This window comes from Pseudomonas sp. PvP028 (assembly GCF_017832255.1).
In the GTDB taxonomy this organism is placed as follows: domain Bacteria; phylum Pseudomonadota; class Gammaproteobacteria; order Pseudomonadales; family Pseudomonadaceae; genus Aquipseudomonas; species Aquipseudomonas syringae.
This window is the reverse complement of record NZ_JAFIBL010000001.1, coordinates 5,959,901-5,977,645: the sequence shown is the minus strand read 5'-3', so window position 1 is coordinate 5,977,645 and position 17,745 is coordinate 5,959,901. Positions and strand designations below refer to the sequence as shown.

Here is a 17,745-nt window from a genome sequence, read left to right as displayed (position 1 = left end):
GCTGCCATGTTACGTACCATCAACTTCATGGGCGTTCGCAATGTTGCGTTCGCCATCACGATGCTCCTTACCGCACTGGCGTTGTTCAGCTGGTTCCATAAAGGGCTCAACTTTGGTCTGGACTTCACCGGCGGTACGCTCATCGAGCTGACCTACGAGCGTCCCGCCGACCTCGGCAAGGTCCGTCAAGAGCTGGTTTCGGCGGGCTATCACGAAGCCGTTGTACAGAGCTTCGGCGCCACAACCGACTTGCTGGTGCGCATGCCGGGTGAAGACCCGCAACTGGGCACTCAGGTTGCCGAGGCGCTGCGCAAGGCTGGTGCCGATAACCCGGCAGTGGTCAAGCGTGTCGAGTTCGTCGGCCCGCAGGTCGGTGAAGAGCTGCGCGATCAGGGCGGCCTCGGCATGCTGATGGCGCTGGGCGGTGTTCTGATCTACCTGGCATTCCGCTTCCAGTGGAAATTCGCAGTCGGGGCGATCATCTCGCTGATCCACGACGTGGTAGTGACGATGGGTATCCTGTCGTTCTTCCAGATCACCTTCGACCTGACGGTGCTGGCGGCGGTGCTGGCGATCATCGGTTACTCGCTGAACGACACCATTGTGGTCTTCGACCGGGTACGCGAAAACTTCCGCCTGCTGCGCAAGGCTTCGCTGATCGAGAACATCAACATCTCCACCACGCAGACACTGCTGCGCACCATTGCCACCTCGGTTTCGACCCTGTTGGCGATCGTGGCATTGTGGGTGTTTGGCGGTGACAGCCTGGAAGGCTTCTCCATCGCGTTGTTCATCGGTGTATTGGCGGGTACCTACTCGTCCATCTACATCGCCAACGTGGTGCTGATCTGGCTGAACCTGACCACCGAGGATTTGATTCCTCCAGTGGTCGTCGAGAAGGCTGACGATCTCCCGTAGGTCCGGCCATCATAAAAAAGGCGCGAGTGCTGAACTCGCGCCTTTTTTTATGCTCCAAGGCTAGGCATTGCGCAGCCATGCTGCGTTTCGATTGGTCAGGAGGTTCAAGTGAACAAGTCTATGCTTGTTGGTGCTGTGTTAGGTGCTGCTGTCGTGACTGCTGGCGGCGCCGTTGCCACCTATAGCTTGGTCAAGGGTGGTCCTGAGTATGCGGATGTATTGGCGGTAGAGCCGATCAACCAGCAGATCAAAACCCCCCGTGAAGTTTGCAAGGACGTAACCGTTACCCGTCAGGCGCCGGTCAAGGACCAGCATCAGATCGTCGGTAGCGTTATTGGCGCGGTTGCCGGTGGTTTGCTCGGCAATCAGGTGGGTGGTGGTAATGGCAAGAAAATCGCAACGGTCGCAGGCGCGCTCGGCGGTGGTTATGCCGGTAACAAGGTTCAGGAAGGCATGCAGGAGCGTGACACCTACACCACTACGCAGAACCGCTGCACAACGGTCAACGATGTGAGCGACAAGGTTGTGGGCTACAACGTCAAATACAAGTTGAACGAGAAAGTGGGTCAGGTTCGTATGGAGCGTGATCCGGGTAGCCAGATTCCGGTCGACAAGAACGGTCAGCTGATATTGGGTCAGGCGCAGTAACGCCAGCCGCTGGGCTTCACAAGACATAAAAAAAACCGGCTTGCGCCGGTTTTTTTATGCCTGCAGCTTAACGCTTGAGTGAAGCTGGCAGGTGCGGTGCGATCGCGGTCAGTACCGCCTTGAAGCACTTGGTGTTGCCAGCAACGATGTGGCCTTTCTCAAGGAAGTCGTGACCACCGGTGAAATCGCTGACCAAACCGCCTGCTTCCTGAATCAGCAGGGCGCCTGCAGCCATGTCCCACTCGGACAGGCCTGATTCCCAGAACGCATCGAAGCGGCCGGCAGCGACATAAGCCAGGTCGAGGCTCGCAGCGCCTGCACGGCGGATGCCGGCGGTCTGGCCTACCAGGCTGCGGAACATGCCCAGGTAGTTCTCGATGTTGTCCATCTGGTTGTCACGAAACGGGAAGCCGGTGCCGAGCAGGGCGCCTTCCAGGCTCTTGCGCTGGCTGACGCGCAGACGGCGACCGTTCAAGGCTGCGCCACGACCACGGCTTGCGGTGAATTCTTCCTGGCGGACCGGGTCGAGAACCACGGCGTGCTCGAGGCGGCCGCGGTATTTGCAGGCGATGCTGACGGCAAAGTGCGGGATGCCGCGAACGAAGTTGGTGGTGCCGTCCAGTGGGTCGATGATCCACAGGTAGTCAGTACCCTCGCCGCTGCCTTCGTGCAGGCCGCTTTCTTCGCCGAGAATGCCGTGAGTCGGGTAGGCCTTGCGCAGAGCGGTGATGATGCTTTGCTCGGCAGCGCGGTCGATCTCTGTGACGTAGTCTTTGGCTTCTTTTTCGTCAACCTTGATGGTATCCAGGCGCTCGATGGAGCGGAAAATCAATTCGCTGGCGCTGCGGGCGGCGCGCAGCGCGATATTCAGCATGGGCTGCATGGATAATTCACCTAAGGTTGTTAAAGAGAGCCGGGCATTCTATGGGCTGATTCGAATTATTTCCAGCCTTGCGTTGTTACGGTTGTCGGGTTCGTGTGTGTTTTTTTGCGTCCGGTGCGTTCGCTTCTGCGGTTGCGCTCCGCACAGCTTCATAGCGTTAGCCGAGCCGTTTCTGTAAGATTTGCCCCCCTAATTCGTGTCAGTGAGCGTTCGCTTTGTTGCAGAACATTCGTGTTGTCCTGGTCGGCACTACCCATCCCGGAAATATCGGCGGGGCTGCTCGCGCCATGAAAAACATGGGGCTTTCGCGTCTGGTGCTGGTTGATCCGCGCATTTTCCCTTCGCCCGATGCCGATGCGCGTGCGTCCGGGGCTACCGACATTCTCGAGGGTGCGCAGGTGGTGGCGACCCTTGAAGAAGCGCTGGTCGGCTGCCGTCTGGTGCTGGGCACCAGCGCGCGGGATCGAAGCCTGCCGTGGCCTATGCTGGATCCGCGTGCCTCGGGTGAAAAAGTCATCGAGCAGGCCGGCGAGGGTGCCGAGGTGGCGCTGGTGTTCGGTCGCGAACATGCGGGCCTGACCAACGAAGAGCTGCAGCGCTGCCACTTCCATGTGCACATCCCGTCAGACCCTGCGTTTAGCTCGCTCAATCTGGCGGCTGCCGTACAGGTGCTCAGTTATGAAGTGCGCGTGGCCTGGCTGGCTGCCACGGAGCAGGGCGAGGCTTCCAGACCTGCGTCGGCGCACAATGCCGAGCTGGCGACGATGGACGAAATGGAAGGTTTCTATACCCATCTTGAGGCCGCGCTTGTGGCCATCGGCTTTCTTGATCCGGAAAAGCCGCGGCATCTGATGGCCCGGCTGCGCAGGCTGTACGGGCGTAGCGAAGTCGAGCGATCCGAGCTGAGTATTCTGCGCGGTGTGCTCACCGAAACCCAGAAAGCCGCACGTGGTGAACCCTACAAGCGAAAGGATCAGTGATGTTCGAGCGTCTGCGAGAAGACATTCAAAGCGTATTCCACCGCGATCCTGCGGCGCGCAATGCCTTTGAAGTCCTGACCTGCTATCCGGGGATGCACGCCATCTGGCTGCACCGCTTCGCCCATATCCTGTGGCGCACCGGCTGGAAATGGCCGGCGCGGGTGGTGTCGAACTTCGGGCGCTGGATGACCGGTATCGAGATCCATCCAGGTGCGCGTATAGGTCGCCGTTTTTTCATCGATCACGGTATGGGCATCGTGATCGGTGAAACCGCCGAGATCGGTAATGACGTCACCCTCTATCAGGGCGTGACCCTGGGTGGTACCAGCTGGAATGCCGGCAAGCGCCATCCGACGCTGGAAGATGGTGTAGTGGTCGGGGCGGGGGCCAAGGTGCTCGGGCCATTCACGGTGGGGGCGGGCGCCAAGATCGGCTCCAACGCAGTGGTCACCAAGGCTGTGCCTGCGGGCGCAACCGCAGTGGGCATCCCGGGGCGGATCATCGTCAAGTCGGACGACGAGGTTGAGGCCAGGCGCAAAGCCATGGCCGAGAAGCTCGGCTTTGATGCCTACGGTGTCAGTGCAGATATGCCTGATCCGGTCGCGCGCGCCATTGGCCAGTTGCTTGACCATTTGCAGGCTGTCGACGGTCGTCTTGAAGGCATGTGTGATGCGCTCGGCAGGCTTGGCAGCGACTACCGCGCCAAGGAGTTGCCGGAGCTGCGCGATGAGGTGTTCGACTGCGTGAAAGACCGTCAGGACGACAAGGTCGGCTAGGTATTGCAGCGGGCGAGCGCGTGCCATTACGCCGCACCTTTGCTATGATGCAGCCCGCACTTTTCGCTAATCCCGACTGTTTTACTTGGTCTAATAGTTGACTCTTTTACTCGGGAATAGCATACTCGCTCTCATTCCGAATCTCTGCGGTATACGCCATGCGACTGACTACTAAAGGCCGATACGCTGTAACAGCCATGCTTGACCTGGCGTTGCATGCGCAGAACGGGCCAGTGTCTCTGGCCGACATCTCCGAGCGGCAGGGTATTTCCCTGTCCTACCTCGAGCAGCTGTTCGCCAAGCTGCGTCGCGGCAATCTGGTTTCCAGTGTTCGTGGTCCGGGTGGTGGTTACCAGCTGTCGCGCGACATGAAAGGCATCCAGGTTGCTCAGGTTGTCGATGCAGTCAATGAATCGGTCGATGCTACGCGGTGTCAGGGTCTGGGCGATTGCCACGCTGGCGATACCTGCCTGACCCATCACTTGTGGTGCGACCTGAGCCAGCAGATTCACGAATTTCTAAGCGGTATCAGCTTGGCGGATCTTGTCACTCGCCGTGAGGTACAAGAAGTCGCTCAGCGCCAGGATATGCGCCGTGGTCATAACCACATGTCGCAACTGGGTAAGATCGAAACGTCCGCCGTCGAATGAACGCAGATGAATGAGCGGTGCGCCTGCCTGATAGGAGAGCTTCAATGAAATTGCCAATTTACCTCGACTACTCCGCGACGACCCCGGTCGATCCGCGTGTCGCGCAGAAAATGATCGATTGCCTGACCGTCGAAGGAAACTTCGGCAACCCGGCCTCGCGCTCCCACGTCTTTGGCTGGAAAGCCGAAGAAGCGGTCGAGAATGCACGTCGTCAGGTCGCTGATCTGGTCAGCGCCGATCCGCGCGAAATCGTCTGGACCTCGGGTGCTACCGAATCCAACAACCTGGCTATCAAGGGTGTTGCGCATTTCTACGCCAGCAAAGGCAAGCACCTGATCACCTCCAAGGTTGAACACAAGGCTGTCCTCGACACCACTCGCCAGCTGGAACGCGAAGGTTTCGAAGTGACCTATATCGAGCCGGGTGAAGACGGTCTGATCACGCCTTCCATGATTGAGGCGGCACTGCGCGACGACACCATTCTTGTTTCGATCATGCATGTGAACAACGAGATCGGCACCATCAACGATATCGCCGCGATCGGTGAACTGACCCGCTCGCGCGGTGTGCTGTTCCACGTCGATGGCGCGCAGTCGACCGGCAAGGTTGAAATCGATCTGGCCAGCCTCAAGGTTGACCTGATGTCGTTCTCTGCACACAAGACCTACGGCCCTAAAGGCATCGGCGCACTCTACGTCAGTCGCAAGCCTCGTGTTCGCCTTGAAGCGACCATGCACGGCGGTGGTCATGAGCGGGGCATGCGTTCCGGCACCCTGGCGACTCACCAGATCGTCGGCATGGGCGAAGCATTCCGTATCGCCAAAGAAGAAATGGCTGCTGAAAACGTGCGCATCAAGGCACTCAGCGATCGTTTCTTCAAGCAGGTCGAAAATCTGGAAGAGCTGTACGTCAACGGCAGCTTGACTGCCCGCGTACCGCACAACCTGAACCTGAGCTTCAACTACGTCGAAGGCGAGTCGCTGATCATGGCACTCAAGGATCTGGCGGTATCGTCCGGTTCGGCCTGTACCTCGGCGTCGCTTGAGCCTTCGTACGTGCTGCGTGCCCTGGGTCGCAACGATGAGCTGGCACACAGCTCGATTCGTTTCACCTTCGGCCGCTTCAGCACCGAAGAAGAAATCGATTACGCCGCGCAGAAGGTTTGCGAGGCGGTTACCCGGCTGCGCACACTGTCGCCGCTGTGGGACATGTTCAAAGACGGCGTCGACATTTCCAAGATCGAGTGGGCGGCGCACTAATTTAAAGTCGCCTCCAATACAGGTCATGGGCAATTGCGCGTGACCTGCAGAGCGGCTCCCTGATGTGAGAGGAATAGAATCATGGCTTACAGCGAAAAGGTCATCGACCACTACGAAAATCCCCGTAACGTCGGCAAGATGAACGCGGAAGATCCTGATGTGGGCACCGGCATGGTCGGCGCTCCTGCGTGCGGCGACGTGATGCGTCTGCAGATCAAGGTCAACGAGCAGGGCGTTATCGAAGACGCCAAGTTCAAGACCTACGGCTGTGGTTCGGCCATTGCGTCCAGCTCCCTGGCGACCGAGTGGATGAAAGGCAAGACTCTGGACGAAGCAGAGACCATCAAGAACACTCAACTGGCTGAAGAGCTGGCACTGCCGCCAGTGAAGATTCACTGCTCGGTACTCGCTGAAGATGCCATTAAGGCAGCCGTTCGCGATTACAAGCAGAAGAAAGGTCTGCTGTAAGCAGGCTTTTCTACAGAAGCTTGCGACAGAGTTAACTGCAACAGGCTAATGCAACAGGCTAAGGAGTTCCGATGGCTATCAGCATGACAGAAGCTGCCGCTAACCACGTACGACGTTCCCTCGAGGGGCGCGGCAAGGGTGACGGCGTTCGTCTGGGTGTTCGCACCACAGGCTGTTCAGGTCTTGCCTATGTGCTCGAGTTCGTCGATGAGGCGGCCAGCGAAGACACCGTGTTTGAACTGCACGGCGTCAAGGTGATCATTGACCCGAAAAGTCTGGTCTATCTGGATGGCACCGAGCTCGACTTCGTGCGCGAAGGGTTGAACGAAGGCTTCAAGTTCAACAATCCCAACTCGCGCGGTGAGTGCGGCTGTGGCGAAAGCTTCAACGTCTGAGGCTTTTATTGTGGGTACTCCCTGTCACTTCGCCCTGTTCGACCTCAAGCCCGAGTTTCAGCTTGATCTTGACCAGTTGGCCACGCGTTACCGTGAGCTTGCGCGCAACGTGCATCCGGATCGTTTTGCGGATGCCCCCGAGCGTGAACAGCGTGTGGCGCTGGAGCGCTCGGCCATTCTCAACGAGGCCTATCAGACCCTGAAAAGCCCGCCGAAAAGGGCGCGTTATCTGCTGGCAATGAACGGCAACGAAGTGCCGCTCGAAGTCACGGTGCATGATCCCGAGTTTCTTCTGCAGCAGATGCAATTGCGCGAAGACCTCGAGGACTTGCAGGACGAGGCCGATCTGGCCGGCGTTGCGACCTTCAAGCGTCAGCTCAAGATCGCTCAGGACGAACTGAACCAGAGCTTCGCAGCCTGTTGGAATGATGCTGCACAACGCGAGCACGCTGAAAAGCTGATGCGGCGTATGCAGTTTCTCGACAAGCTCTCTCACGAAGTGCGCCAGTTAGAAGAGCGCCTCGACGATTAACCCCGCGCGGCTTCTGCCGCGCGCCAGTGATTATTCTGAACAGCATGGCTTTACTGCAGATCGCCGAACCCGGCCTGAGTCCTCAACCGCACCAGCGTCGTCTGGCTGTGGGTATCGACCTGGGCACTACCAATTCTCTGGTCGCTGCAGTACGCAGCGGCCTGTCCGAACCGCTGGCCGATGCAGAGGGGCAGGTCATTCTGCCGTCTGCCGTGCGCTATCACGCTGATCGTGTCGAAGTAGGGCAGTCAGCGAAGATCGCCGCCTCCCAGGACCCGTTCAATACCGTTCTTTCGGTCAAGCGTCTCATGGGTCGTGGTCTGACCGACGTCAAGCAACTGGGCGAGCAGCTGCCGTACCGGTTCGTCGGCGGTGAGTCGCACATGCCGTTCATCGACACCGTGCAGGGGCCGAAAAGCCCGGTCGAAGTGTCTGCCGACATCCTCAAGGTCCTGCGCCAGCGCGCAGAAGCCTCGCTGGGTGGTGAGCTGGTAGGCGCGGTGATCACCGTTCCTGCCTACTTCGACGATGCCCAGCGTCAGGCGACCAAGGACGCTGCCAGACTGGCGGGCCTCAATGTACTGCGGCTGCTCAATGAGCCTACGGCTGCGGCGGTGGCCTACGGCCTGGATCAAAAGGCCGAAGGCGTGGTTGCCATCTACGACCTGGGCGGCGGGACCTTCGACATCTCTATCCTGCGCCTGACCGGTGGTGTGTTTGAAGTACTGGCCACTGGCGGCGATACCGCTCTGGGTGGCGATGACTTCGATCATGCGATCGCCAGCTGGATTGTCACTGATGCCGGTCTGTCTGCCGATATCGACCCTTCTGCGCAACGCAGCCTGCTGCAGGCTGCCTGCTCGGCCAAGGAAGCGCTGACTGACGCCGAGTCTGTCGAGGTCGCCTACGGCGAGTGGCGTGGCACACTGACTCGCGAGGCACTCAATGCGCTGATCGAACCTATGGTTGCGCGCAGCCTCAAGGCCTGTCGCCGAGCAGTACGTGATACCGGTATCGAGCTTGAAGAAGTCGAGGCGGTGGTCATGGTCGGCGGTTCGACCCGTGTTCCACGAGTGCGCGAAGCGGTGGCCGAGCTGTTCGGTCGTCAGCCGTTGACCGAGATCGACCCGGATCAGGTGGTAGCCATCGGGGCTGCGATCCAGGCCGATACTCTGGCCGGCAACAAGCGTGACGGTGGCGAACTGCTGCTCCTCGATGTGATTCCGCTCTCGCTGGGGCTGGAAACCATGGGCGGGCTGATGGAGAAGGTCATTCCGCGCAACACCACCATTCCTGTGGCACGTGGTCAGGAATTCACCACGTACAAGGATGGTCAGACGGCCATGAAGATTCATGTCCTGCAGGGCGAGCGTGAATTGATCAGCGACTGTCGTTCGCTGGCGCGCTTCGAACTGCGTGGCATCCCGCCGATGGTCGCGGGTGCGGCAAAGATTCGTGTCACCTTCCAGGTCGATGCAGACGGTTTGCTCAGCGTTTCGGCGCGTGAAATGGGCTCGGGTATCGAGTCGAGCATTCAGGTCAAGCCGTCCTACGGGCTGACCGATGACGAGGTCACTCGTATGCTCAAGGATTCCTTCGAGTATGCCGGCGACGACAAGGTCGCTCGTGTGCTGCGTGAGCATCAGGTTGATGCCGAGCGCCTGCTCGAAGCTGTTCAGGGTGCCCTGGACGCCGATGGCGAGCGTCTTCTCGACGAAGAAGAGCGCCTGGTCATCAACCTGCAGATGGACGAACTCCGTGAACTGATGCAAGGCACCGATGGTTATGCCATCGAGCAGCAGACCAAGCGTCTGTCGCAGGTGACCGATGCATTTGCTGCCCGACGCCTCGATTCGACGGTAAAAGCCGCACTGGCCGGGCGCAACTTGAATGAAATTGAGGAATAACTGATGCCGCAGGTGATTTTTCTGCCCCACGCCGAGCATTGCCCGGACGGGCTGGTTGTAGAAGTGGAGCCCGGCACGTCTATTCTCGAGATTGCCCACGAGCACCACATCGAGATTGAAAGCGCCTGTGGTGGCGTGTGTGCCTGCACCACCTGCCATTGCGTCATTCGCGAAGGGTTCAATTCGCTGAATGAAGCCGATGAGCTTGAAGAAGACATGCTCGACAAGGCGTGGGGGCTGGAGCCGCAGTCGCGTCTGTCCTGTCAGGCCATTGTCGGCAACGAAGACCTCACGGTCGAAATACCCAAGTATTCGCTCAACCACGCCGCTGAAGCGCCGCACTGATTCAAGGATTGCTCATGAGTCTCAAATGGGTTGATGTGCAGGAAATCGCCATCCAGCTGGCTGACAGCCACCCGGAAGTAAATCCGCTCACCGTGAGCTTCCCCAGGTTACGTGGTCTGGTCATGGCCTTGCCTGAATTCGATGACCATCCGGACCGTAGCGGGGAAAAGGTCCTGGAAGCGATCCAGACATTGTGGATCGAAGAGCTGGATTGACGTTCAGTAACGCGCGCAGTTAGGCAATACACCAGAACCCGCGTATAATTCGCGGGTTTAATTTTTCGCTTCAATCACTGCTTCTGGAGTTTCACCATGGCTGTTCAACGTACTTTCTCCATCATCAAGCCTGACGCCGTTGCCAAGAACGTAATCGGCGAGATCACCACTCGTTTCGAAAAAGCCGGTCTGCGCGTTGTCGCTTCCAAGCTGAAGCAGCTGTCCAAGGCCGAAGCTGAAGGTTTCTACGCTGAGCACAGCGCTCGCGGTTTCTTCGGCGACCTGGTTGCTTTCATGATCTCCGGTCCGGTTGTCGTTCAGGTTCTGGAAGGCGAAAACGCTATCGCTCTGAACCGTGAGCTGATGGGCGCTACCAACCCTAAAGAAGCTGCTGCCGGCACCATCCGTGCTGATTTCGCTGATTCCATCGACGCCAACGCTGTTCACGGCTCCGATTCCGAAGCAGCCGCCGCTCGCGAAATCTCGTACTTCTTCGCAGCTACCGAAGTAACCGCTCGCTAAGTCATTTTTGACTGACGAGTGAAGGGTGAATTCATGATTGCATCGACTGGTAAAACCAACCTGCTGGGGCTGACTCAACAGGAAATGGAGAAATTCTTCGACTCTATCGGGGAGAAGCGCTTCCGTGCCGGTCAGGTCATGAAGTGGATTCACCACTTCGGCGTCGATGATTTCGACGCGATGACGAACGTCAGCAAGGCCTTGCGCGAAAAGCTCAAGGCCTGTGCTGAAGTTCGCGGTCCTGAAGTGGTCAGCGAGGACATCTCCAGCGACGGCACCCGTAAATGGGTGGTGCGCGTAGAGTCCGGCAGCTGTGTCGAGACCGTCTATATCCCGCAGGGCAAGCGCGGCACCTTGTGTGTTTCGTCCCAGGCGGGCTGTGCTCTGGATTGCAGTTTCTGCTCCACGGGCAAGCAAGGCTTCAACAGCAACCTCACCGCCGCCGAAGTCATCGGTCAGGTGTGGATTGCCAACAAATCTTTTGGCAGCGTCCCGGCGACCGTCGACCGTGCCATCACCAACGTGGTGATGATGGGCATGGGTGAGCCGCTGCTGAACTTCGACAATGTCATTGCCGCCATGCATCTGATGATGGATGACCTGGGGTATGGCATTTCCAAACGCCGGGTGACCTTGTCCACTTCCGGTGTGGTACCGATGATCGATGAGCTTTCCAAGCACATCGACGTATCCCTGGCCTTGTCGCTGCACGCACCGAACGATGCGCTGCGCAACCAGTTGGTGCCGCTCAACAAGAAATACCCGTTGAAAGTGCTTCTCGAGTCCTGCCGTCGCTACATGTCCAGTCTGGGTGAAAAACGTGTGCTCACCATCGAGTACACCATGCTCAAGGACATCAACGACAAGGTAGAGCACGCGGTCGAGATGATCGAACTGCTCAAGGACACGCCTTGCAAGATCAACCTGATCCCGTTCAACCCGTTTCCGCACTCCGGTTACGAGCGTCCCAGCAATAACGCGATACGTCGTTTTCAGGACCTGTTGCATCAGGCCGGTTATAACGTCACTGTGCGTACCACACGTGGTGAGGACATCGATGCTGCATGCGGCCAATTGGTCGGGCAGGTGATGGACCGCACACGTCGTAGCGAACGCTATATAGCCGTGCGTGAGTTGAGCGCCGAGGCCGATGCGGCCCCTGTCGCGGTGACTCGAACCTGACTGCGAACCTGATCGAGAGAGACTCCATGCCTGTGCGTGCCTCGCTGCTGCTCTGTGTTGTCGTTTTGCTGACAGCGTGCGTATCCACCGGCAATGTCAACCCGCTGACGACGGCCCAGGGGCGCGAGGAAGCGCGCAAGGCTTACGTGCAACTGGGGCTGGGTTATTTTCAGCAGGGCCAGACCGAGCGAGCCAAGGTTCCGCTGAAAAAGGCGCTGGAACTCGACAACTCGGATGCGCAGGCCAACGCCGCGCTGGCCCTGGTGTTCCAGACAGAGATGGAGCCAGAGCTGGCCGAGCAGTACTTTCGCAAGGCGTTGGCCGCCAGCAATAACGAAACACGTATCGTCAATAATTACGGGAGTTTTCTGTTCGAACAAAAGCGTTACAAGGAAGCCTACGAGCGTTTTGAACAGGCGGCTGCCGACAACCTGTATCCTGAGCGGTCACGGGTTTTTGAAAGCCTGGGCATGACCTCGCTGAAACTGGGCAACCGCGAGCAGGCTCGCGAGCATTTTACCAAGGCATTGCGCCTGGACCGTCAGTTGCCGTTATCCTTGCTGGAGATGGCTCAGTTGTCCTACGAAGACAAGCAATATGTGCCGGCGCGTGACTATTACGACCGTTTTAGCCAGCTCAGCGAGCAAAATGCACGTAGTCTATTGCTCGGTACTCGGCTGGCGAAGATATATGATGATCGTAACAAGGCGGCCAGCTTTGGCCTGCTGTTGAAAAGACTCTATCCCGGTACGCCGGAATATCAGCAATACCTGTCGGAGCAATGATGAAAGCGGCGCATCCCGAAGTTGTAGCAACCAATCGCGTGAATCCTGGAGAAACCCTGCGCCAGGCCCGCGAGAGCAGGAGCTGGTCGCTGCCAGATGTGGCCTTGAGACTCAATCTCACCGTGACCTCCCTGACCAATCTGGAGAACGGCCAGTTTGAAAAGCTGCCTGGGCATACGTTTGCCCGTGGCTACGTGCGTGCCTACGCCAAACTGCTTGAGCTTGATCAGGCGGCGCTGGTCGAACAGTTCGACCAGTTCACCGGCACTGACGGTAAGGGTAGTTCGGTTCATGCGCTGGGCCGTATCGAAGAGCCGGTCAGGCTGTCGCACAACATTCTGCGTATCGTCAGCCTGCTGTTGCTGGTGATTCTGGTCGGCGGTGGTTTCTTCTGGTGGCAGGATCAGGCGACCTTGCGCGGCAAGGATCAGTCCGGGCTGAACATGGAGCACGTCGAAGTCGAAAGCGCTGATGGCACCACGCAGATTCACCCGCTTGACGAACCGGACGAGCCTGCTGTGGCTGAAACGCCTGCCTCCGGGCAAACTTCCTTGCCGTTGAATACCGGTGCGCCTGCCAGTGAGGCGCCAGCTGCTGCGCCTGCGGCACCGGCTTCCAGCGTTACAGGTCACGCAACCGCACAACCACAGACACCTGCTGCCGCTACGCCGCCGGCGAGCGCGCCTCAGGCCCCCGTTGCTGCGCCGAACGTGCCGTCGATGCCGGCTGCACCTGCCGAGCAGCCGGCGCCTGTCGTCGCGGGTGCCGGTCAGGTGACCGTACAGTTCGTTGCCGACTGCTGGACCCAGGTCACTGACGGGAACGGCAAGGTGCTGGTCAGCGGCCTCAAGCGCAAGGGCGAGAGTCTGGATGTCAACGGCAAGCCGCCGTTGACCCTGCGTCTGGGTTACGCGCGTGGTGCGCAGGTCAGCTACAACGGTCAGCCTGTGGATGTAGCACCTTTTACCAGCGGCGAAACTGCTCGCCTGAAGCTAGGGCAATAAGTCATGCACGGCGAATCTCCAATCAAGCGTCGCGAATCCCGGAAAATATGGGTCGGTTCCGTACCTGTCGGCGGTGATGCGCCGATCGCGGTGCAGAGCATGACCAACAGTGATACCAACGATGTCGCCGCTACCGTGGCACAGATCAATCGTCTCGAAGCGGCAGGTGTCGACATCGTGCGTGTTTCGGTGCCGGACATGGATGCTGCCGAAGCATTCGGCCGCATCAAGCAACTGGTCAAGGTGCCGCTGGTCGCCGACATTCACTTCGATCACCGCATCGCCTTGCGTGTGGCGGAGCTGGGCGTCGATTGTCTGCGTATCAACCCGGGCAATATCGGTCGTGAAGACCGTGTGCGGGCCGTGGTCGATGCTGCGCGCGATCGCGGCATCCCGATCCGCATCGGCGTCAATGCCGGTTCGCTGGAAAAAGACCTGCAGAAGAAGTACGGCGAGCCTACGCCAGAGGCCCTGGTAGAGTCTGCGCTGCGCCATGTCGAGCACCTGGAGCGCCTGAACTTTCAGGACTTCAAGGTCAGCGTCAAGGCTTCCGATGTATTCATGGCGGTCGCTGCCTATCGGCTGCTGGCCAAGGAAATTGTTCAGCCGCTGCACCTGGGCATCACCGAAGCCGGTGGCTTGCGTTCGGGTACGGTGAAATCGGCTGTCGGTCTCGGTATGCTGCTTGCCGAAGGAATTGGCGATACTATCCGCATCTCGCTGGCGGCTGACCCGGTCGAGGAAGTGAAGGTCGGGTACGACATTCTCAAATCGTTGCGCCTTCGTTCGCGTGGAATCAACTTCATCGCCTGCCCGAGCTGCTCGCGGCAGAACTTCGATGTGGTCAAGACCATGAACGAGCTGGAAGGTCGACTCGAGGATTTGCTGGTTCCGCTCGATGTCGCGGTCATCGGTTGTGTGGTCAACGGTCCGGGCGAAGCCAAAGAGGCGCATATCGGCCTGACCGGTGGCACGCCGAACCTGATCTACATCGACGGCAAACCCGCGCAGAAACTGACCAATGACAATCTCGTGAATGAGCTGGAACGCTTGATTCGCGAGAAAGCGGCTGAAAAAGCCGAAGCCGACGCCTCGGTCATCGTGCGCGGCTAACCCGGATTGCTAAGGATTTTCTGTGAGTAAGTCTCTACAAGCCATTCGTGGCATGAACGACATCCTGCCCGAGCAGACGCCGCTGTGGCGTCACTTCGAAGGCACTGTTGCCCGTCTGCTGGATAACTACGGTTACCGGCAGATTCGTATGCCTATCGTCGAATTCACCGAGCTGTTCAAGCGCTCCATCGGTGAAGTGACTGATATCGTCGAGAAAGAGATGTACACCTTCGCCGACCGCAACGGCGACTCTCTGACCCTGCGCCCTGAAGGCACTGCCGCGTGCGTGCGTGCAGTCCTCGAGCACGGCATCACTGGCGGCGGCCAGGTTCAGAAACTGTGGTACATCGGTCCGATGTTCCGTCACGAGCGTCCGCAGAAAGGCCGTTATCGTCAGTTTCACCAGATCGGTGTCGAGGTCTTCAACCTGGACGGTCCGGATATCGATGCCGAACTGATCGTCATGACCTGGCGCCTGTGGGGCCTGCTGGGCATTCGCAACGCCGTCAAGCTCGAGCTGAACAGCCTGGGCACCAGCGAGGCGCGTGCGCGTTATCGCGATGCGCTGGTCGAATACCTCTCTGCACGTCTCGACCAACTGGACGAAGACAGCCAGCGCCGACTGAAAACCAACCCGCTGCGCGTGCTGGACACCAAGCACCCTGAAACCCAGGCTGTGCTGGTCGATGCGCCGAAGCTGGCGGACTACCTGGATGACGAATCCCGCGTTCACTTCGAAGGCCTGAAGGCCCGTCTGGACGCCGCCGGTATTCCTTATGTGATCAATCCCAAGCTGGTGCGTGGCCTGGATTACTACAGCAAGACCGTTTTCGAGTGGGTCACCGATCAACTCGGTGCCCAGGGTACGGTCTGTGCGGGCGGTCGTTACGATGGTCTGGTCGAGCAGATGGGCGGCAAGCCTACTGCAGGCGTCGGTTTCGCGATGGGCATCGAGCGACTGGTTCTGCTGCTCGAAACCCTTGAGCAGGTGCCGGAAGAAATTGCCCGTCAGGTCGATGTCTACCTGTGCGCATTCGGCGAAGCGGCCGAGCTGGCGGCACTGGCACTTACCGAAAAGGTCCGTGATCAGTTGCCGACCCTGCGCTTGCAGGTCAACGCCGGTGCCGGCAGCTTCAAGAGCCAGTTCAAGAAAGCCGACAAGAGCGGTGCGCTGTACGCGCTGATCCTCGGCGAAGAAGAGCTGGCGGCGAAGGTCATTGGCGTCAAACCCTTGCGTGGCCAGGGTGAACAACAAAATATTGCCTGGGATGCTCTGTCAGAGCACCTGGCCTCCTGCGTCGTGCAGGGTTGAAGCTGATTTAACAGCCGTTTAGCGAATAGGAGTATTGGGGTGTCGGGTACCGAAGATGAAGAGCTGGCGGTAATGAAGGACTGGTGGCAGCGCAACGGCAAACCTCTGTTGACCGGCGGTCTGCTGGCGCTGGTCGTGGTTCTGGGTTGGCAGTTCTGGCACAGGTATCAGGCCAGCCAGTCGCAAGGCGCCTCGATGCTTTATCAGCAATTGCTGGAAACCGCACTGACGCCCAGTGGTCAGGCAGACACCGCACGTGTCGCCGAGATCTCCGGCAAACTGAAAAGCGAATTCGGTGGCACTACCTACGCACAGTTCGGTAGCCTGTTCGTCGCCAAGGTGGCGGTCGATGCCGGCAAGCTGGATGATGCTGCAGCCGAGCTGAAACCCGTGGCCGACAAACCTGCCAACGACACGCTGGGCGAGATTGCCCGTCAGCGTCTGGCACGCGTGCTGGCTGCGCAGAACAAGACCGATGACGCGCTGAAGCTGCTCGACGGCGATGCCGACAAGGCTTTCCTCGCCAGTCGTGAAGAACTCAAGGGTGACCTGCTGGTACAGCTGGGTCGTACCGACGAGGCGTATGCTGCATACCAAAAGGCCAAATCTGCTCTGTCCGAAGACGCAGCAGTGGGTGGCCTGCAAATGAAGCTCGACGATCTGGCGAAAGGGGATGCGTGACGTGATTCGTTGGAAACATGCAGCATTGCTGGCTCTGGCCATTCTGGCCGCGGGTTGCAGCAGCAACAGCAAAAAGGAATTGCCTCCGGCCGAGCTGACTGACTTCAAAGAAGAAGTGGTTTTGCAAAAGCAGTGGAGCCGTTCCGTTGGCGACGGTCAGGGCAAGACTTACAACATGCTCGTGCCGGCCATTGATGGCGACCGCATCTATGCGGCTGACGTCACGGGCGAAGTCGTGTCGCTGGACCGTCTGACCGGCGACGTGATCTGGAAGAAAGATCTCGACCTGCCCGTTTCCGGCGCAGTCGGCGTGGGCTATGGCCTGGTAATGATCGGCACCCTCAAGGGTGAAGTGATTGCCATGGACGCCACTTCCGGTGAGGAAAAGTGGCGCGCTCGTGTCACCAGCGAAGTGCTGGCTCCGCCTGCCACCAACGGTTCTGTGGTCGTTGTCCAGACTCAGGATGACCGCATCGTCGGTTTCGACGCTTCGACCGGTTCGCAGCTCTGGATCTACGAAAGTACCCCAGCGGTGCTGACCCTGCGCGGCACTGGTGCTCCGCTGGCAACCAACCGTCTTGCCGTAGCGGGTCTGTCGACCGGCAAGGTCGTCGCGCTGGATATCACCAACGGCGTGCCGGTCTGGGAACAGCGCGTTGCCATCCCGCAAGGTCGCTCGGAACTGGATCGTGTCGTCGATATCGACGGCGGCCTGTTGCTGTCCGGCGGTACGCTGTACGTCGCTACCTATCAGGGTCGCGTCGCCGGTCTCGATCTGGAAAGCGGTCGTGTGCTCTGGCAGCGTGATGCTTCGAGCTACTCGGGTGTCGCCCAAGGCTTTGGCAGCGTCTATGCCACTCTGGCCTCCGGCACTGTCGAAGGCATCGACGAGCGTTCGTCCACCGCGCTGTGGAGCAACGAATCACTGGCTCGCCGCCAGCTCGGCGCGCCGGAAGTGTATTCCAGCTATGTAGCGGTCGGTGACATGGAAGGCTACCTGCACCTGTTGAGCCAGGTGGACGGTCGTTTTGTCGGTCGCGAACGTATCGACAGCGACGGCCTGCGTGCGCGTCCGCTGGTGGTTGGGGACATGATTTACGTGTATGGCAACAGCGGCAAACTGGAAGCCCTGACCATCAAGCAATAAGTGTCCATGCCCGGGGCCATTGG

Annotated in this window: 21 protein-coding genes; 20 read left to right on the top strand and 1 reads right to left on the bottom strand. The window is 59.1% G+C overall.

Going from position 1 to position 17,745, the window contains the following annotated elements:
* The first annotated feature begins 6 nt into the window (after positions 1 to 6).
* Both secF and JOE34_RS25590 read left to right on the top strand, forming a co-directional pair.
* Complete coding sequence (secF, locus tag JOE34_RS25595; RefSeq protein ID WP_003314165.1) at positions 7 to 918, top strand: protein translocase subunit SecF; 912 nt, start codon at positions 7 to 9, stop codon at positions 916 to 918.
* 108 nt (positions 919 to 1,026) lie between these two features.
* Positions 1,027 to 1,566: a glycine zipper 2TM domain-containing protein gene (locus tag JOE34_RS25590; protein ID WP_003421912.1), complete on the top strand. Its 540-nt coding sequence runs from the start codon at positions 1,027 to 1,029 to the stop codon at positions 1,564 to 1,566.
* A gap of 67 nt (positions 1,567 to 1,633) precedes the next feature.
* Here the strand turns inward: JOE34_RS25590 and suhB are convergent, their stop codons facing one another.
* On the bottom strand, positions 1,634 to 2,449 hold the full coding sequence (gene suhB / locus JOE34_RS25585) for an inositol-phosphate phosphatase (RefSeq protein ID WP_003314166.1): 816 nt from the start codon (positions 2,447 to 2,449) through the stop codon (positions 1,634 to 1,636).
* Positions 2,450 to 2,664: 215 nt separating this feature from the next.
* On the opposite strand from suhB, the gene trmJ reads away from it, so the two are divergent.
* The 18 genes from trmJ (at position 2,665) to bamB (ending at position 17,722) form a co-directional block, all read left to right on the top strand.
* Positions 2,665 to 3,429, top strand: a complete 765-nt coding sequence (trmJ, locus tag JOE34_RS25580; RefSeq protein ID WP_032658608.1) for a tRNA (cytosine(32)/uridine(32)-2'-O)-methyltransferase TrmJ — start codon at positions 2,665 to 2,667, stop codon at positions 3,427 to 3,429.
* Complete coding sequence (gene cysE, locus JOE34_RS25575; protein ID WP_003421917.1) at positions 3,429 to 4,205, top strand: serine O-acetyltransferase; 777 nt, start codon at positions 3,429 to 3,431, stop codon at positions 4,203 to 4,205. The genes trmJ and cysE overlap by 1 nt, the downstream gene beginning before the upstream one ends.
* Before the next feature lie 158 nt (positions 4,206 to 4,363).
* Positions 4,364 to 4,855, top strand: coding sequence for a Fe-S cluster assembly transcriptional regulator IscR (iscR, locus tag JOE34_RS25570; protein WP_002552474.1), 492 nt, complete (start codon positions 4,364 to 4,366; stop codon positions 4,853 to 4,855).
* Positions 4,856 to 4,899: 44 nt separating this feature from the next.
* On the top strand, positions 4,900 to 6,114 hold the full coding sequence (locus tag JOE34_RS25565; RefSeq protein ID WP_003409112.1) for an IscS subfamily cysteine desulfurase: 1,215 nt from the start codon (positions 4,900 to 4,902) through the stop codon (positions 6,112 to 6,114).
* A gap of 81 nt (positions 6,115 to 6,195) precedes the next feature.
* Positions 6,196 to 6,582, top strand: coding sequence for a Fe-S cluster assembly scaffold IscU (gene iscU, locus JOE34_RS25560; RefSeq protein WP_002552476.1), 387 nt, complete (start codon positions 6,196 to 6,198; stop codon positions 6,580 to 6,582).
* A gap of 71 nt (positions 6,583 to 6,653) precedes the next feature.
* Positions 6,654 to 6,977 (top strand): iron-sulfur cluster assembly protein IscA, encoded by a 324-nt coding sequence (iscA, locus tag JOE34_RS25555; protein WP_003314173.1) that lies wholly within the window; start codon positions 6,654 to 6,656, stop codon positions 6,975 to 6,977.
* Between the two features lie 10 nt (positions 6,978 to 6,987).
* Positions 6,988 to 7,509 (top strand): co-chaperone HscB, encoded by a 522-nt coding sequence (gene hscB, locus JOE34_RS25550; protein ID WP_209996809.1) that lies wholly within the window; start codon positions 6,988 to 6,990, stop codon positions 7,507 to 7,509.
* A gap of 44 nt (positions 7,510 to 7,553) precedes the next feature.
* Entirely contained in the window at positions 7,554 to 9,416 is a 1,863-nt protein-coding gene (hscA, locus tag JOE34_RS25545) for a Fe-S protein assembly chaperone HscA (protein ID WP_003409113.1), read from the top strand.
* Between the two features lie 3 nt (positions 9,417 to 9,419).
* Entirely contained in the window at positions 9,420 to 9,761 is a 342-nt protein-coding gene (gene fdx, locus JOE34_RS25540) for an ISC system 2Fe-2S type ferredoxin (protein WP_003409114.1), read from the top strand.
* A gap of 14 nt (positions 9,762 to 9,775) precedes the next feature.
* A complete protein-coding gene (gene iscX / locus JOE34_RS25535; protein WP_003339751.1) occupies positions 9,776 to 9,976 on the top strand; it encodes a Fe-S cluster assembly protein IscX in 201 nt (66 codons plus the stop codon).
* A gap of 96 nt (positions 9,977 to 10,072) precedes the next feature.
* The gene (gene ndk / locus JOE34_RS25530) at positions 10,073 to 10,498 is read left to right on the top strand and encodes a nucleoside-diphosphate kinase (protein ID WP_002552482.1); all 426 of its coding nucleotides are present in this window, start codon (positions 10,073 to 10,075) and stop codon (positions 10,496 to 10,498) included.
* A 33-nt stretch (positions 10,499 to 10,531) separates the two neighbouring features.
* Positions 10,532 to 11,680: a 23S rRNA (adenine(2503)-C(2))-methyltransferase RlmN gene (gene rlmN, locus JOE34_RS25525; protein ID WP_003314177.1), complete on the top strand. Its 1,149-nt coding sequence runs from the start codon at positions 10,532 to 10,534 to the stop codon at positions 11,678 to 11,680.
* Between the two features lie 26 nt (positions 11,681 to 11,706).
* Positions 11,707 to 12,465, top strand: coding sequence for a type IV pilus biogenesis/stability protein PilW (gene pilW, locus JOE34_RS25520; RefSeq protein ID WP_004403131.1), 759 nt, complete (start codon positions 11,707 to 11,709; stop codon positions 12,463 to 12,465).
* A complete protein-coding gene (locus JOE34_RS25515) occupies positions 12,465 to 13,469 on the top strand; it encodes a RodZ family helix-turn-helix domain-containing protein (protein ID WP_016567379.1) in 1,005 nt (334 codons plus the stop codon). The genes pilW and JOE34_RS25515 overlap by 1 nt, the downstream gene beginning before the upstream one ends.
* Positions 13,470 to 13,472: 3 nt before the next feature.
* Complete coding sequence (gene ispG, locus JOE34_RS25510) at positions 13,473 to 14,582, top strand: flavodoxin-dependent (E)-4-hydroxy-3-methylbut-2-enyl-diphosphate synthase (protein WP_003339743.1); 1,110 nt, start codon at positions 13,473 to 13,475, stop codon at positions 14,580 to 14,582.
* Between the two features lie 22 nt (positions 14,583 to 14,604).
* On the top strand, positions 14,605 to 15,894 hold the full coding sequence (gene hisS, locus JOE34_RS25505; protein ID WP_003421924.1) for a histidine--tRNA ligase: 1,290 nt from the start codon (positions 14,605 to 14,607) through the stop codon (positions 15,892 to 15,894).
* Positions 15,895 to 15,933: 39 nt separating this feature from the next.
* Positions 15,934 to 16,575 carry a tetratricopeptide repeat protein gene (locus JOE34_RS25500; RefSeq protein ID WP_003409121.1) on the top strand — a complete coding sequence of 214 codons (642 nt, stop codon included), beginning with the start codon at positions 15,934 to 15,936 and terminating at the stop codon, positions 16,573 to 16,575.
* Positions 16,568 to 17,722: an outer membrane protein assembly factor BamB gene (gene bamB / locus JOE34_RS25495; protein WP_209996806.1), complete on the top strand. Its 1,155-nt coding sequence runs from the start codon at positions 16,568 to 16,570 to the stop codon at positions 17,720 to 17,722. Before JOE34_RS25500 ends, bamB begins: the two co-directional genes overlap by 8 nt.
* Positions 17,723 to 17,745 lie beyond the last annotated feature (23 nt).